Annotated in this window: 13 protein-coding genes; 9 read left to right on the top strand and 4 right to left on the bottom strand. The window is 71.0% G+C overall.

Features of this window, described 5'->3' with window-relative positions:
* The first annotated feature begins 151 nt into the window (after positions 1–151).
* Together JOE48_RS16005 and JOE48_RS16000 are read left to right on the top strand one after the other, a co-directional pair.
* Positions 152–2,986 carry a PAS domain-containing protein gene (locus tag JOE48_RS16005; RefSeq protein WP_210031332.1) on the top strand — a complete coding sequence of 945 codons (2,835 nt, stop codon included), beginning with the start codon at positions 152–154 and terminating at the stop codon, positions 2,984–2,986.
* 100 nt (positions 2,987–3,086) lie between these two features.
* A complete protein-coding gene (locus JOE48_RS16000) occupies positions 3,087–3,353 on the top strand; it encodes a hypothetical protein (protein ID WP_210031330.1) in 267 nt (88 codons plus the stop codon).
* Between the two features lie 354 nt (positions 3,354–3,707).
* Here JOE48_RS16000 and JOE48_RS15995 read toward each other — a convergent pair whose 3' ends face one another.
* A complete protein-coding gene (locus JOE48_RS15995) occupies positions 3,708–4,712 on the bottom strand; it encodes a DUF2891 domain-containing protein (RefSeq protein ID WP_210031329.1) in 1,005 nt (334 codons plus the stop codon).
* Positions 4,713–4,859: 147 nt separating this feature from the next.
* Here JOE48_RS15995 and JOE48_RS15990 point away from each other — a divergent pair, with 147 nt between their 5' ends.
* Complete coding sequence (locus JOE48_RS15990) at positions 4,860–5,615, top strand: CDP-diacylglycerol diphosphatase (protein WP_210031328.1); 756 nt, start codon at positions 4,860–4,862, stop codon at positions 5,613–5,615.
* Between the two features lie 15 nt (positions 5,616–5,630).
* Here JOE48_RS15990 and JOE48_RS15985 read toward each other — a convergent pair whose 3' ends face one another.
* Complete coding sequence (locus JOE48_RS15985; RefSeq protein WP_210031327.1) at positions 5,631–6,533, bottom strand: LysR family transcriptional regulator; 903 nt, start codon at positions 6,531–6,533, stop codon at positions 5,631–5,633.
* 170 nt (positions 6,534–6,703) lie between these two features.
* Between JOE48_RS15985 and JOE48_RS15980 the strand changes: the two genes are divergently transcribed.
* The 6 genes from JOE48_RS15980 (at position 6,704) to JOE48_RS15955 (ending at position 13,846) form a co-directional block, all read left to right on the top strand.
* Entirely contained in the window at positions 6,704–8,236 is a 1,533-nt protein-coding gene (locus tag JOE48_RS15980; RefSeq protein ID WP_210031326.1) for an ABC transporter substrate-binding protein, read from the top strand.
* Positions 8,237–8,355: 119 nt separating this feature from the next.
* Complete coding sequence (locus JOE48_RS15975) at positions 8,356–9,273, top strand: ABC transporter permease (RefSeq protein WP_210031325.1); 918 nt, start codon at positions 8,356–8,358, stop codon at positions 9,271–9,273.
* A gap of 14 nt (positions 9,274–9,287) precedes the next feature.
* Positions 9,288–10,223: an ABC transporter permease gene (locus JOE48_RS15970; RefSeq protein ID WP_210031324.1), complete on the top strand. Its 936-nt coding sequence runs from the start codon at positions 9,288–9,290 to the stop codon at positions 10,221–10,223.
* A gap of 60 nt (positions 10,224–10,283) precedes the next feature.
* Positions 10,284–11,705, top strand: a complete 1,422-nt coding sequence (locus JOE48_RS15965; protein WP_210031323.1) for a M20 family metallopeptidase — start codon at positions 10,284–10,286, stop codon at positions 11,703–11,705.
* 4 nt (positions 11,706–11,709) lie between these two features.
* On the top strand, positions 11,710–13,314 hold the full coding sequence (locus JOE48_RS15960) for an ABC transporter ATP-binding protein (protein WP_210031321.1): 1,605 nt from the start codon (positions 11,710–11,712) through the stop codon (positions 13,312–13,314).
* A 190-nt stretch (positions 13,315–13,504) separates the two neighbouring features.
* A complete protein-coding gene (locus JOE48_RS15955) occupies positions 13,505–13,846 on the top strand; it encodes a hypothetical protein (protein WP_210031319.1) in 342 nt (113 codons plus the stop codon).
* Here the strand turns inward: JOE48_RS15955 and JOE48_RS15950 are convergent.
* Together JOE48_RS15950 and JOE48_RS15945 are read right to left on the bottom strand one after the other, a co-directional pair.
* Positions 13,819–14,268 (bottom strand): MucR family transcriptional regulator, encoded by a 450-nt coding sequence (locus JOE48_RS15950; protein WP_312893238.1) that lies wholly within the window; start codon positions 14,266–14,268, stop codon positions 13,819–13,821. The two genes, JOE48_RS15955 and JOE48_RS15950, sit on opposite strands and share 28 nt — an antisense overlap.
* A gap of 268 nt (positions 14,269–14,536) precedes the next feature.
* Positions 14,537–15,625, bottom strand: coding sequence for a putative sulfate exporter family transporter (locus JOE48_RS15945; protein ID WP_210031316.1), 1,089 nt, complete (start codon positions 15,623–15,625; stop codon positions 14,537–14,539).
* Between the last annotated feature and the right edge of the window lie 333 nt (positions 15,626–15,958).

Below are 15,958 nucleotides of genomic sequence, written 5' to 3'. Positions count from 1 at the left end.
TCCGGGCCGCCGCGGGATCCCGCACGGCTGATCAGAAGCTTGTCGTCGTGGAAACGGCCCGCGCGTCACTCCGCCAGGGCTGCGCGGCCGGAACACACTTGGGAGGGTCAGGGACGTGAGCTATGACGCTCCCGTGTCGCGGAACAAGACAATGCCCCGCTCGGCGGGGTTCGAGCCCCAGCATCCCCAGCGGCTCGCCGCGCTGCGCGCCTACGCCATCCTGGACACGCCTCCCGAGCCTGCCTTCGACGAGATCGCCGAGATGGCCGCCCAGGCCTGCGGCACGCCGATGGCGCACATCAATTTCATCGATGCCGACCGGCAGTGGATCAAAGCCGCGTTCGGCCACGCGGCGCGGTCGATGCCCCTCGATGCCGGGTTCTGCACCGCGGCGATGCGCGAGGACGGCGCCCTGGTGCTGCCGGACCTGGCGGCGGTGCCGGAGAGCGCCGCCAATCCCCTCGTGACCGGCGCGCCGCATCTGCGCTTCTACGCCGGCGTGCCCCTCGTGACACCGGACGGCTGGGCGATCGGGACGCTCTGCGTCCTCGACCGCGAGCCGCGCACGCTGTCCGACCAGCAGCTCTTCATCCTCAAGGCGCTCGCCCGGACCGTGATGACGCAGCTGGAGACCCGCTGCGCCACAGCCGCCCTGCGCCGGAACGAGGAGCGCTACCGCTCGCTGTTCGAGTTCATCGATGCCGGCTTCTGCCTCATCGAGGTGAAGTTCGCGGATGGCGACCGCCCGGTCGATTACCGCTTCCTGGAGGTCAATCCCGCCTTCGAGCAGCAGACCGGCCTGACGGACGTGGTCGGCCGCTGGATGCGGGATCTCGCCCCGGATCACGAGCAGCACTGGTTCGACGTCTACGGCCGGGTCGCGCTCACGGGGGAGCCGATCCGCTTCGAGCAGGCGGCCGAGGCCCTCGGCCGCTGGTACGACGTGCATGCCTACCGGGTCGACGGGCCGGGGCGGCACCACGTCGCCGTCCTGTTCAACGACATCACGGAGCGCCGCCGGAGCGAGCTGGCGCTCCAGGCGCGGGAGGCCGAGCTCCGGCTGGTCGCGGACGCGATGCCGGTGCTGATCGCCTTCATTGACCGCAACCTCGTCTACCGATTCGCCAACGCCGCCTACGAGACCTGGACGGGCCACGCCGCCATGGCGGTCGTCGGGCAGACGATGCACGGCCTCCTCGGCGCCGCAGCCTTCGAGGCGCGGCGCCCCGCCATCGAGCAGGCGCTGGCCGGCCGCGAGATCCGGTACGAATGGTCCTGGACCTTCCCCAACGGCGAGGCCCGGATCGCCGATACCCGCTATCTCCCGCGGCGGGGGCCGGACGGCGCGGTCGACGGCTTCTACGTCTTCGCCCACGACGTCTCCGAGCGGAAGCGGAGCGAGATCCTGCTCAAGTCCCGGGCGGAGCGCCTGGAGGCCCAGGTGGCCGCGCAGATCCGCGACCGCGACCGGGTCTGGACCCTCTCGCCGGTGCTGAAGCTCGTCTCGGACCGGGCGGGGCAGGTCCAGTCGGTGAATCCGTCCTGGAGCCGGGCGCTCGGCTGGTCCGAGGAGGAAACCCTCAGCCGCACCGCCCTGACTTTCATCGCACCTCCGGAGCGCGAGGCGGCCCTGGCGGCCCTGCGGCCGCTCTGCGAGGACCGCCGGGTCGAGGATGTCGAATTGTCCTGCCTGACCCGCGCCGGCGAGCCGCGGCGGGTGCTCTGGACCGTGGTCCCGGAGGACGGGCTGTTCTACGGCTTCGGCCGCGACATCACCGAGCAGCGCCAGGCCGAGGAGGCGCTGCGGCAGTCGCAGAAGCTCGAGGCCATCGGCCAGCTCACCGGCGGTGTGGCGCACGACTTCAACAACCTGCTGACCATCATCCGCTCCTCCGTCGAGTTCCTGCGCCGGCCCGACCTCGCGGAGGAGCGGCGCCGCCGCTACCTCGACGCGGTCTCCGACACCGTCGATCGCGCCGCCAAGCTCACGGGCCAGCTCCTCGCCTTCGCCCGGCGGCAGGCCCTCAAGCCGCAGGTCTTCGACATCGGCGCGCGCCTGCGCAGCATCGCCGACATGCTCGACTCGGTGACCGGCGCGCGCATCCGCGTCGCCATCGACCTGCCGGAAGCGCCGCGCTTCGTGCGCGCGGACGAGAGCCAGTTCGAGACAGCGCTGATCAACATGGCGGTCAACGCCCGGGACGCGATGGACGGGGAAGGCACCCTGACCCTGCACCTCGACGGCGATCATCCGATGCCGCCGATCCGCGGGCATGCCGGCGCCCCGGGGCCGTTCGTGGCGGTGCGGGTCACCGATACCGGGGCGGGCATCCCGGCCTCGGATCTCGGGCGGATCTTCGAGCCGTTCTTCACCACCAAGGAGATCGGCAAGGGGACCGGGCTCGGCCTCAGTCAGGTGATCGGCTTCGCCAAGCAGTCCGGCGGCGACATCGACGTGGAGAGCGCGGTCGGCCGCGGCACCACCTTCAGCCTCTACCTGCCGCAGGTCGCGGCGCCTTCGGGAGCGGCCGGGGCCGGCCGCGACGACCGGCGAGAGACGGAGCCGCAACGGGGCCTGTGCATCCTGGTCGTGGAGGACAATCTCGGGGTCGGGCGGTTCTGCACGCAGATCCTGGAGGATCTCGGCCACGCGCCGATCTGGGCGAAATCCGCCGAGGAGGCGCTCGCCGAGCTCGACCGGACGCCGGACCGCTTCGACGTGGTCTTCTCGGATGTGGTCATGCCGGGCATGGGCGGCTTCGCCCTCGCGCGGCAGTTGCAGGCCAGCCGCCCCGACCTGCCGGTGGTGCTGACCTCGGGCTACAGCCACATCCTGGCCACGGACGACGCGCACGGCTTCGCCCTCGTGCGCAAACCCTATTCGGCCGAGCAGCTCGCCCAGGTTCTCTACGAGACGGCGAAACGGCGCAGGCGGCCGACCTCCGGCGCCCGCTACGTCGAGGCGGAAGACTTCACGCAAGATTAACAGTCTTGACCAAGATTTTAAGCGCCTTAGCCCAGATTGTTTTCGGCCTTTCGAGGCAGATGTATTGTCGGGGCCTCGAATACCGAGGCTCGATTCAACCATGCCCCTGACCGGACGATTCTGGTTCCGCCGGACCTGGACCGGCAAGCTGATCCTGCTGGTCGAGGAGGAGGGCGGGCGCTGGTTTCGCCGACGCCGCGGCGGCAAGCTGCGCTGGCGCGACGCCCAGCTGCTCGATCTCGCGGAGGCGCCGCTGCGCGGCCTGATGACCCTGGAGCGGACCTACCGGCCCGCCTTCGGCCCCGGGGATGCGCGCCGTCCGCACGGTCTCCCGGCTGCCGTCACGCCGCCGCCCGGCTCCGTGTGAGATGGCGGAGGGCCGACCTTCGGAACAAGGCCGGCGATCTCCGGTTGACGCAGTGCAGCACAGCGATGGCGTCGCTGTGCTGCAGCCCCTCGTGGGCGTTTCCTCCCTAGACTTCGGGCCGCTCCTGCAAGGACGGTCCTTTTTTTTGGTCAGCGAGGGTCAACGCGGCCTGCGACAAGAAGTTCTCAGAAATCTCTCATAGCGGTTCCGGATGATGACTCCGGCCTCACCGTCCTTGCGAGCCGAGCGAAGCAATCCGGCGGGCGCCCCGATCCCGGAGGTCGCGCTGCCCCGGGGTCACGTCGATGCGCTCGTGATGACGGACAGGGACACCACAGCCGGAGCAGGGCCGCGTCAGGCCTCGAGCGCCAGCAGCGCGAAGCTCGCGAGCCAGTGCTCGCCCATGTAGTCGCCGGACACGTGCGGGAGTCCTGCCGCGAGGTGGGCCTCGGCCGCCGCGGCGAGCGGCGTGCGCCGGGGATCGGCGGGATCGAGCGCGGCGGCGAGCGTTCGGAAGCACCAGGCGCGGCTGAGATTCAGGCCATCGAGATGGGCGATCTTCCCGTCGCTGCGGTCGGTCACGTCGGCCGGCCGGAACAGGGTGGCCGGCCGGCCCGCCGCCAGATCGGGGAGGAAGCGGCCGAACCAGGGCCGGAACCGCGCCGGCGGCAGGAGCCGGCGCATGCACTCGGCCTCGATCAGCGCGGAGGAGAGGAAATCGTCCCCGCCCGGCTCGCCCCAGGCGGGGCAGGCCGCGTCCGCGCCGTACCAGCGCTCGGCGGTCCGCAGCAGCAGGGCGCCGAGCGCCGCCTCCCCCGCCCCCTCGGCGTAATCGGCGGCGAGGCGCAACGCGAAGGCGGTGTTGAAATGGGTCCCCACCCGCACCGGATAGGGCGCGATCGGCAGGAACTCGCCGAACCGCTGGACGACGATCGCGGCGAGCGGCGCGAGGGCCTCGGACCAGCGGGTCTCGGGCAGGTGGGCGAGTTCGTCGGCGAGCTTCAGGAGCCACGCCCAGCCGTAGGGCCGCTCGAAGCCGCGCGCATTCGGAGCGGCGAAGGTGGCGCATTCCCCCGCCACCCGGCCGGGCGTCAGCTGCGCGTCGAACCGCGCGCGGATCGTGCCGGCCTGCGCGCCGTCCGGGAACCGTCGCAGCACCCGCGCGAGCAGCCAGTATCCGTGGACGCAGGAATGCCAATCGTAGCTGCCGTGGAAGACCGGGTGCAGGTCGGCGGGCGTGCGCGCATCCTCCGGACCCGCCAGGACGTGGCCCGGCTTGTTCGGGTATTCGCGGGTGACGTGGCCGAGCGCGACCGCGGCGAAGCGGGCGCCGATCTCCGGGGTGAGCGTACGCGCCATCGGGGCTCCGGGTTCGGAACGGGCCGGGATAGCGGGTTTCCGGCCCGGCGTCAGGGTATCCGGACGCTTTGCCGGCACGGGTCCGGATCGGCTATCGCGGGTCCTGGCCGCGCGGGGCAGTCCCGCCCGGCGTCTCCGGGAGCTCCCATGCGCCGCGCGCTGCTCGTCGCCCTCCTCGTCGCGGTCTCGCTGCCGGCTTCGGCCGCACCGGATCCGAGCCGCGACGTCCTCTGGGCTGCCCTGAAGACCTGCGTGCTCGCCAAGCGGATCGCCAACCGGACCTTTCCGTGCCTCTCGGTCGACCTGGGCGACACGGAGCGCCCCGGCTCGGCGGTGCTGCGCGCGCCGGGCGAGCCGACCCATATCGTCGTCATGCCCACCGACACGGTCGCGGGCCTCGAGGCCCCGATCCTGCGCGGCCCGTCCGGGATCGCCTATTGGCGGGCGGCGCTGGCCGCGCGCCCGTTCGTGTCGGACGTGCTGAAGGGGCGGCTGACACCCGAGGCGGTGGGGCTCGCGGTCAACTCGGCCCGGGGCCGCAGCCAGGACCAGCTCCACATCCATCTCGACTGCCTGAAGCCGAGCGTGCTGGCCGCCCTCAAGGCGCATGGCCGCCAGATCCGCGCAGCTTGGTCCCGCTTCCCGGTGCCGCTCGCCGGCGACCGCTATTTCGCGCTGCGCGTGCCGGAGGCGGAGGCCGCGCGCTTCAACCCGTTCGCGGCCCTGCACACCCTGCCGGGCGGGCGGCCGAACCTGCACCGGACGAGCTTCGCGGCCGTGGCGACCCTGCCGGGCGACCCCGAGCGGGGCATCCTGCTGCTGGCCTACCGGGTGCCCAGCGCGAGCGCCGAAGACGTGATGGATCACAGCTGCGCCGTCGCTGCGGGCCGCGGCGGCGCCTGACCGGCCCGCGCGGTCCTATCCGGACACCCTGGGCGGCAGCGCATCGGTGAGCTGACGCAGGAAGGCCTGCACCGCCTTCGGGAGCCGCCGGTCGCGCATGGCCTGGACCTGGATCCCGCGGGCGAGGCTCGCCCGGGCGTGGATCGGCAGGCTGACCAGCTCGTTCAGGCGCAGCGGCGTCGTCACCGAGAGCGCCGACATCAGCGCCAGCCCACGGGAGCGCCGGACGAAGGGCAGCAGCGCCGAGAGCTTGTTGGCGGTCAGGACCGGCTCGACCGCGAGGCCTTCGAGGGCGCAGGCGGCATCGAAGACCTGCCTTAGGGTCGTGTCCCGCGTCGGCAGGGCCAGCGGGTAGTTCGACAGGTCGGCGAGGCGCAGGGCCGGCGCTCGCGCCAGAGGGTGATCGGGGGCGGCGAGGGCCAGCATGTCCACCTGCCCGTCATAGAGCACCTCCACCTGGGGGCTCGGGGTGAGCGCGAAGGTGATGCCGAGATCGGCATCCCCCACCGCCACCGTCTGTGTCACCTGCGCGGGCGGCAGCACCGTCACCTCGAAGCGGATGCCGGGATGGGCCATGTGAAAGGCCGCGATGGCGTTCGGCACGATGTCCAGGGCGAAACCCTCGGAACTCGCCACCCGGATCAGGCCGCGGGCGAGCCCTTCGAGCTCGCGGATCTCCGTGACCACCTGCTCGGCGCGGATCAGCACCTGATGGGCGTGCTGGGCCAGCAGCTCGCCCGCCGGGCTCGGCACCATGCCGCGCGGGCGCCGCTCGAACAGCACGCAGTCGAGCTCGGCCTCCAGGTTGGCGATCTGCCGGCTGATCGCCGAGGCCGCGACGTTGAGTTGCGCGGAGGCCGCAGCAATCGAGCCGGTGCGGGCCACGGCCAGGAAGTAGCGAAGGCCCGTCGTTTGCACTATCGTACCTCGATACGGCTATAACGCCATATCCGTTGCCGATATGGCAAGGCAGCACTCGCCAAATTCTACTTGTTGCGATCCCAGATGCACAACATCATGGCAGGGTGAAAAAGGCGGCAGCCGCGGAACCTTCCGCCGGGCCTGTCCGCCGCGCCGTCGGAGCCTGCATGCCGCTACGGACTCTCACCCGGGCCGCCACCTTGGCCGCCTCGCTCGCGACCCTGGTCGCCGCGCATCCGGCGCTCGCCGGCAAGGCCGACGACACCCTGGTCTACGCCTCGGACAGCGAGCCGGAGAACGTCAGCCCGTATCACAACAGCGCCCGCGAGGGCGTGATCCTGGCCCGGAACTGCTGGGACACGCTGCTGTACCGGGACCCCAAGGACGGCACCTACAAGCCGTTTCTGGCGACCGCCTGGACCTGGGCGGACGACACGACCCTGGATCTCACGATCCGCGAGGGCGTGGTCTTCCACAACGGCGACCCGCTCGGGCCGGAGGACGTGGCCTTCACGTTCAACTACGTGCTGACGCCCGAGGCGCGCACGGTCACCCGCCAGAACGTCGACTGGATGAAGTCCGTAGAGGTGACCGGCCCGCATAATGTCCGCATCCACCTCAAGGCGCCGTTCCCGGCGGCGCTGGAATACCTCGCCGGCCCGACCCCGATCTTCCCGGCCAACTACTTCAAGAAGGTCGGCCTCGACGGCTTCGCCAAGGCGCCGGTCGGCAGCGGCCCCTACCGGATCACCAAGGTCGACAGCGGCCGCGGCGTCAGCATGGAGCGCTTCGAGAAATACTGGGCTGGCAGCCCGCTGGGTAAGCCGAAGATCGGCAAGCTGCAGTTCCGCGTCATCCCGGACGGCGAGAGCCGGATGGCCGAGCTGATGACCGGCGGCGTCGACTGGATCTGGCGGGTGCCGAGCGATCAGGCCGAGCAGCTGCGCGCCGCGCCCAACATCACGGTGCTCAACGCCGAGACGATGCGGGTCGGCTTCCTGCAGTTCGACACGCTGGGCCGCGCCAAGGAGAACTCGCCGCTCAAGGACTTGCGCGTCCGGCAGGCGATCGCCTACGCCATCGACCGCAAGGCGATGGTCGACAACCTCGTGCGGGGCGCCTCGCGGGTGATGAACGCGCTGTGCTTCGTCGACCAGTTCGGCTGCACCGACCAGGGCGTGCCGCGCTACGCCTACGACCCCGCCAAGGCCAAGGCGCTGCTCAAGGAAGCCGGCTATCCGAATGGATTCGAGATCGATCTCGGCGCCTATCGCGAGCGCGACTACGCCGAGGCGGTGATCGGCTATCTCGCCGCCGTCGGCATCAAGGCGCGGCTCAACTACCTGCGCTACGCGGCGTTCCGCGATTCGCTGCGGGCCGGCAAGGTCTCGATCGGCTACCAGACCTGGGGGTCGTTCTCGGTCCTGGACGTCTCGGCCTTCGACGGCGTGTATTTCCGCGGCGGCGAGGAGGATCTGACCCGGGATCCGCAGGTGATCGCCGACCTCCAGAAGGGCGACGGCTCCACCGATCCGGAGACCCGGAAGGCCGCCTACGCCAAGGCGCTCCAGCGGATCGCCGCGGAGGCCTACGCCCTGCCGATGTTCTCCTACGCGACCAACTACGCCTTCACGTCGGACCTGAACTTCACCGCCCAGCCCGACGAGGTGGCGCGGTTCTACGCGGCGTCGTGGAAATGAGGGCGGTGGCCGCGACGCGCCGCGCCCCCTATCCCGCGCGGGAGCGGGGACCCGCGATCCAGCCGGGTTCCGTGAGTGCCAACCGATCCGTTTCCCGTCGCCAGGAAGGAGCCTGAGCCATGCTGGCCTTCACGGTCCGGCGCATCCTGGTCGCCCTGGCGGTGGCCTTCACGGTCTCGGTGGCGAGTTTCCTGCTCCTCCACCTCTCGGGTGACCTCGCGACCGCGATCGCCGGGCCGGAGGCCACCGGGCCGCAGATCGCCCAGATTCGCCAGGATTACGGCCTGGACCAGCCGTTGCTCACCCAGTTCCTCACCTGGGGCTGGCGGGCTCTACACCTCGATTTCGGCAACTCCTTCTATTTCCGCGAGAGCGTGATCGACCTGCTGGCCGCCCGCCTGCCGATCACCCTCTATCTCGGCATCATCGCGCTCGCCGTCGCGCTGTTCGTGGCCATTCCCCTCGGCGTCGTCGCCGCCGTGAAGCGGGACACCTGGATCGACCGGACGGCGCTGGCCGTCTCGGTGCTCGGCCAGGCGATGCCGAGCTTCTGGTTCGGCCTGACGCTGATCCTGATCTTTTCCGTGAATCTCCGCTGGCTGCCGGTCTCGGGCAACGCCACGTGGAAGAACTTCGTCCTGCCGGCGATCGCGCTGGGCTACTACGCGATGCCCGCCGTGATGCGCCTCACCCGCAACGGCATGCTGGAGGTGCTGGCCTCCGACTACGTCCGCACCGCCCGCGCCAAGGGGCTGCCGCCGCGCAAGATCCTGGTGCGGCATGCGCTGCGCAACGCCGTGATCCCGGTGATCGCCCTGGCGGCGGTGCAGTTCGGCTTCATGCTCGGCGGCTCGATCGTGATCGAGGCGGTGTTCTCGCTCCAGGGGCTCGGGCAGCTCGCCTGGGAATCCATCGCCCGCAACGACTTCCCGGTCGTCCAGGCGATCGTGCTGGTCCTGGCCATGATCTACATCGGCCTGACGCTCGCCGCCGACCTGCTGAACGCCTTCCTCGATCCGCGCCTGCGCCAATCGTGAGGACGGAGCCCGCCATGAGCCTCCCCCCCGACACGGCGGCGCTCGCCGCCCCCGCCCTGCCCCCGGACGCGCCGATCGCCCTGGCACCGGTGCCCTCCCCGACGCACCTGATCCTGCGGCGGGGCCTGCGCCACACGGGCTTCCTGATCGGGGCCGGGATCCTCGGGCTGATCGTGCTGGCGGCGCTCGCTGCCCCGCTCATCGCCCCGCACGATCCCTACGCGCAGGACGTGTCCCGCCGCCTGATCCCGCCAATCTGGCAGGCCAAGGGGACCTGGGAGCACGTGCTCGGCACCGACAAGCTCGGCCGTGATTACCTGAGCCGTCTGCTCTACGGCGGCCAGATCTCCCTCCTGATCGGGATCTCGGCGGCGCTGATCTCCGGGCTGATCGGCACGACGCTGGGATTGTGCGCCGGCTATTTCGGCGGCTGGGTCGACTCGGTGGTGAGCTACGTGGTGACCACGCGGCTCGCCATGCCGGTGGTGCTGGTGGCGCTCGCCATGGCGGCGCTGGTCGGCGGCTCCCTGAAGGTGGTGGTGCTGGTATTGGGCTTCCTGCTCTGGGACCGCTTCGCCGTGGTGACCCGGGCCGCGACCCAGCAGATCCGCAACCAGGATTTCGTCAGCGCGGCCCGGGCCGCCGGGCTCACGGATCTGCGCATCATCGGCCAGGAAATCCTGCCCAACATCATGAACGCCCTGATCGTCGTGGCGACCCTGGAGATGGCCCATGCGATCCTGCTGGAGGCCGCCCTGTCGTTCCTCGGGCTCGGCGTGCAGCCGCCCCTGCCCTCCTGGGGCCTGATGATCGCCGAGGGCAAGCAGTACATGTTCTTCCAGCCCTGGGTGATCACCATCCCGGGCGTGGCGCTCCTCCTGCTCGTGCTGGCGATCAATCTGCTGGGGGACGGCCTGCGCGACATCACGGCGCCCGAGGCACGCCACTGACGGCTGCGCCGGGCCAGTGCCCGCCGACAGGTTACCAAAATGTTTCACGGGAAACACACCATGACGCGAGACGCCGCCATCGCGCGCGCCACAGAGGCCTTCGACTCGGGCGCGTTCCTTGCCCTCCTGCGGAAGGCCGTGGCGATGCCCACCGAGAGCCAGGCCCCCGGCCAGGAGGCGGCCCTCCGCGCCTATCTCGACGCCTTCATCGTGCCGCTCGTCGCCAGGCTCGGCTTCGAGACCCCGAAGATCTTCCCGAACCCGGACGGGGTGCACGGCCCGTTCCTGATCGCCGAACGGCGCGAGGGCGCGGACCTGCCGACCGTGCTGATCTACGGCCACGGCGACACGGTGCGGGGCTATCCCGAGCAGTGGCGCGCGGGCCTCGGGCCCTGGGAGATCGTGGTCGAGGGCGACCGCTGGTACGGGCGCGGCACCGCCGACAACAAGGGCCAGCACGTCCTCAACCTCGCCGCCCTGGAGCAGGTGATCGCGGCCCGCGACGGCCATCTCGGCTTCAACGTCAAGCTCCTGATCGAGATGGGCGAGGAATCGGGCTCCCCGGGCCTGCGGCCCTTCTGCCGGGAGCAGGCCGATTCCCTCCGCTCGGACGTGCTGATCGCCTCGGACGGCCCCCGCCTCAACGGCGAGCGCCCGACCCTCTTCCTGGGCTCCCGCGGCGCCTACAATTTCGAGCTGAGCCTCAACCTGCGCGAGGGTCCCCACCATTCCGGCAATTGGGGCGGCCTGTTGCGCAACCCCGGCACGGTGCTGGCCTCGGCGATCGCCTCGATGGTCGACGCCCGCGGCAGCATCCTGGTGGACGCGCTGCGGCCGCCGCCGATCCCCGAGGGCGTGCGCGCCGCCCTTGCCGACATCCGCGTCGGCGAGGACCCGACCGCGCCGACGATCGATGCCGATTGGGGCGAGCCGGGCCTGACGCCGGCCGAGCGGGTCTTCGCCTGGAACACGCTGGAGGTGCTGGCCTTCAAGACCGGCGACCCGGACGGGCCGCTCAACGCCGTTCCGCCCCACGCCAAGGCGACCCTGCAGCTGCGCTTCGTGGTCGGCACCGACTGGCAGAACCTGATCCAGAACGTGCGCGCCCATCTCGACGCCCACGGCTTCCCGATGATCGAGGTCCGGCCGGCCCGCGCCGCCGAGGTGTTTCAGGCGACACGTCTCCCCGTCGAGGATCCCTGGGTCGAGTGGGCGCTCCACTCGATCGAGGCGAGCTCCGGCAAGAAGCCGGCGCTGCTGCCCAATCTCGGCGGATCGCTGCCGAACGACGCCTTCTCGGAGATCCTCGGCCTGCCGACCCTCTGGGTGCCGCATTCCTACCCGGCCTGCCGCCAGCACGGGCCCGACGAGCACATGCTCGCCTCCGGCACCCGCGAGGGCCTGGCGATCATGGCCGGCCTGTTCTGGGATCTCGGCGAGGCCGGACCCGACATCCTCCGCCGCCGCACAGCGAGGGCCTGACACGATGAGCGCGCCGGTCGTCCGCATCCGCGATCTGACGATCGCGCTCCCCAAGGGCGCCGATCGCCCGCACGCGGTCGAGGGCCTGAACCTCGACCTGGAATCCGGGAAGATCCTGTGCGTGGTCGGGGAATCGGGCTCGGGCAAGTCGATGAGCGCCTACGCGCTCACCGGCCTCCTGCCCCGGGCGCTGACGCCGACTTCCGGCACGATCCTGTTCGAGGGCCGGGACCTCCTGACCCTCGACGAGCCCGCGTGGCGCCGCTTGCGCGGCCGGCGCATCGCCATGGTGTTCCAGGAGCCGATGACGGCGCTGAACCCGGTGATGCGGATCGGCGACCAGATCGCCGAGATGTTCGAGGCGCATAACCTGCTCACCCGCAGCGAGCGCCGGGCCCGGGCGGTGGCGCTCGCCACCGAGGTCGGGCTGCCGAACCCCGAGGAGGCGGTGCGGGCCTACCCGCACCAGCTCTCCGGCGGCCAGCGGCAGCGGGCGATGATCGCCATGGCGCTGGCGCTGGAACCCTCGGTGCTGGTCGCCGACGAGCCGACCACGGCGCTCGACGTCACCACCCAGGCCCAGATCCTCCGGCTGATCCGCGACCTGCAGCGGAAGCGCGGGATGAGCGTCCTGTTCATCACCCACGATTTCGGCGTGGTGGCGGAGATCGCCGATCACGTGGCGGTGCTCCAGCGCGGGCGGCTCGTGGAATCCGGCACGGCCGAGGCGGTGCTGCGCAACCCGCAGGCAGCCTACACCAAGGCGCTGCTCGCCGCCGTCCCGAGCCTGACGCCGCCGGCGCGCTCAGCCCTGGCGGCAGCCCCGGTCGCCCTCTCGGTGACCGGGCTGTCCAAGACCTATTCCGGGCGCTCCGGCCTGTTCGGCAAGCCGCGGGTCGTGGCCGCCGTGAAGGAGGTCTCGTTCGACGTCCGCCGCGGCGAGACCCTGGGGATCGTGGGCGAATCCGGGTCGGGCAAGTCGACCACGGCGCGGCTCGCGATCCGGCTGATCGAGCCCGACGGCGGAACGGTCCGGCTGGGGGATCTCGACTACACGGCTCTCGGGAAGGCGGCCTTGCGCGACAAGCGCAACCGCATCCAGATGATCTTCCAGGACCCGTTCGCGTCCCTGAACCCGCGCCGCACCGTGGAGCAGATCATCACGGCGGGCCCGATCGCCCACGGAGTCCCGGCCGCCGAGGCGCGGGAGCGGGCACGCAGCCTCCTCGACCTCGTCGGCCTCGATCCCAAGGCCGCCGCCCGCTACCCGAACGCCTTCTCGGGCGGGCAGCGCCAGCGCATCGGCATTGCCCGGGCGCTCGCCATGGAGCCGGACGTGCTGGTAGCCGACGAGGCGGTCTCGGCGCTGGACGTCTCGGTCCAGCGGCAGGTGCTGGATCTCCTGGAAGACCTGAAGCAGCGCCTGTCGCTCGCGATGCTGTTCATCACCCACGACCTGCGCGTAGCCGCCACGATCTGCGACCGGATCGCCGTGATGCACCGCGGCGCCATCGTGGAGATGCGGGGCACCGCAGACCTGTTCGCCGCACCGGACCACGCCTACACGCGCAGCCTGCTGGCGGCAGTGCCGGGGGCGCGCGCATCCTGAGCCGCCGCGGCCCGGATTGGGCCGTTCTGGGACGCAGAGACAAGTTTTTTGGACGGAGTCGCCCTATCCGGTTGCGCACAACCGGATAGGATAGCGGCGTTGTCGAAGGTAGAGCACCCTGGCGGATCCACGGCCGAACCCGCTGCCCGTCTCCCGCTCGCGCTTCGAACGCGGACGGGGGTTTTTCAGCGTGTCGACCTCAGACAAGCCCGATGACGTCGAGCCGGCCCGCCAGCGCCTGGAGCCGCTGCTCCGGCGCGGGAAGCGGGTGGAGCGCTGGATCGGTTCCGGTCGCCGCAAGTCGCCGGCCGCCGACAGGGTCGACGACAGCGCCGCTGAAGCCCTGAATGGCCGCGTCATCACCTTGCGGTGGGCCGACACGTTCGGCCGGCCGGCGCGTCCCGATCCCACAGGGTGTGGCCGGCCCGCTCCGGACTCCGCGCAGGTGCTGCCGTTCCAGAGCCGCGCGGACCGGAGCGATCGGACACGGAGCGGCGCCGACGATCAGCCGTTCGTGCCGGTCCTGCGCTGACCGACCCGCCCGCCGGGCACGCCGAGACCGATGGCCTTCGCGAGCGCCGAACGCTGGGCGGCGTAGCCCGGCGCGGTCATCGGGTAATCTGCCGGCAGGCCGAAGCGCTCGCGGTAGCGCTCCGGCGTCAGGCCGTGGGCGTTGAGGTGACGCTTCAGCGTCTTGTAGGATCGGCCGTCGATGAAGCTGAGGATCCCGTCCTCCTGGACCGACTTGCGGATCTGCGCGGGCGTCGGCTGCTCGACGGCGGGGGGCGCGTCGGCTTGCGGCCGTCCGGTGAGGACCGCCAGGGTTCCGTGCACGCTTGCCATCAGTTCGGGCAGCGCCGCCGGCGGAACGGAATTGTTCGACACGTAAGCCGCAACGATCTCGCCGGCCAGCGTGACGAGCTTGATGGAGCGCTCGGGACTTTTTTCGGGCACTGCGCGGGTCCACTTGAAGGTTTCAACGATGACGCCGCGGGTTCCAAAAGCAAAAACCCCTTGAGTGTCAAGATGGTCCCGGCAGCTCGCCGGATGCGGAACGCGCATTTTGGTGCAGGACGACCGAGGCCGGGCCCCGAACCGGGCCGCTCACCTGCACAGAAGCGCCGATCCCCGGGCGTTTACAGCCCGGACCTCCATGGCCTGCCGGGAATACGGCAGCGCGGAATAACCGGCAGGCCCCGGTCGGTCCGGAATCCCGGCGGGGTCATTCGATGCCGAGGCCGCGGATCAGCGCCAGGCTGAGGAGGACGAGCACCGCCAGCGAGGCGGTCACCGCCAGGGTCACCCGGCCGCCGACCCGGGCGAGGATGCGCACGTCGACGCCGAGGCCGAGCGCGGCCATCGACAGGACCGTGAGCACCCCGGCGAGCTGCGTCAGGGGCTTCACTGCCGCATCCGGGACGAGGCCCGACGAGCGCAGGGTCGCCAGGGCCAGGAAGCCGAGGATGAACCACGGGACCAGCTTGGTGAGCCCGGGCCGGCTCGGTGCAGGCGGGGCGCCGGCCGCCCGCGGCAGGCGGGGCGCGATCAGCGAGAACGCCACCACCACCGGGCCGAGCATCAGCACGCGCACGAGCTTCACCAGGGTGCCGATCTGCGTCGACAGCAGGCTCACCGGTACGGTGGCGGCCAGCACCTGCGGCACGGCGTAGACGGTCAGCCCTGCCAGCACCCCGTACTGGCTGTCGTTCATGCCGGCGAGGGGGACGAACAGCGGAAGCCCGAGCACCATCAGCACGCCGAGCACCGCCGTGAACGCGATGGCGGCGGCGATGTCCTTCGGCTCCGCCCCGATGACGGGCGCCACCGCGGCGATCGCCGAGTTGCCGCAGATGGCGTTGCCGCAGGCCACCAGGATTGCCATCCGGGCCGGCAGGCCGAGCGCCCGGCAGATCGCCACGCTGGCGGCGATGCCGAGCACCACGGTGGCGACGATGCCGGCGAGCAGGGCCGGGCCGGAGGCGAGGATCGCCCCGAGGCTCAGGGAGGCGCCGAGCAGAACGACCGCGACTTCGAGGAGCTGCTTGGCCGAGAAGGCGATGCCGGTCCGGAACCGGGCATGGGGCGTCCAGGCGGTCCGCACCGCGATGCCGATCAGGATCGCCAGGACCAGGGCCTCGACATAGGGATGGCCCGCAACGCGCTCCTCCAGCGCCTGCGCGGCCATCGCCACGGCGGTGATCGCCGCGCACAGGCCGATCCCGGGCAGGACCGAGGCGGAAGGGCTCGACCGGCTGCCCCCGCCGGAGCGGGCGACAGGCGGGGCGGTGCGGGAAGGGGCGTCAGGACTCACAGGACGTGGCTCCGGGGTCGCCCCAGAGGGTATAGGAAGAAAACGGCTGCGGCACGCGACGAAGGGAGATTTTTTATCTCTAATGCGCGGCTAATGTAGATAATGTCACTCTCAAGCCTCCTGAACGTCCGCAAGACTCGATGTCCGTGGGTTTCCGTGGGCGAGCCGCTTTCGTCTGCCGTTCGGGCAGAGCGCTCGATCCCCTTCGCGGTGGAGGCACATCGCAGCCGCCTCACCCTGTCATTCCGGGGCCGCGCAGCGGAGCCCGGAATCCAGACCCGCCGACATGTCAGGATGCGGCGCGCTCAGCGGTAATGGATTCCGGGCGCGCCT

Source organism: Methylobacterium sp. PvR107, assembly GCF_017833295.1.
GTDB lineage: Bacteria > Pseudomonadota > Alphaproteobacteria > Rhizobiales > Beijerinckiaceae > Methylobacterium.
This window is presented reverse-complemented; position numbering and strand designations above follow the sequence as displayed.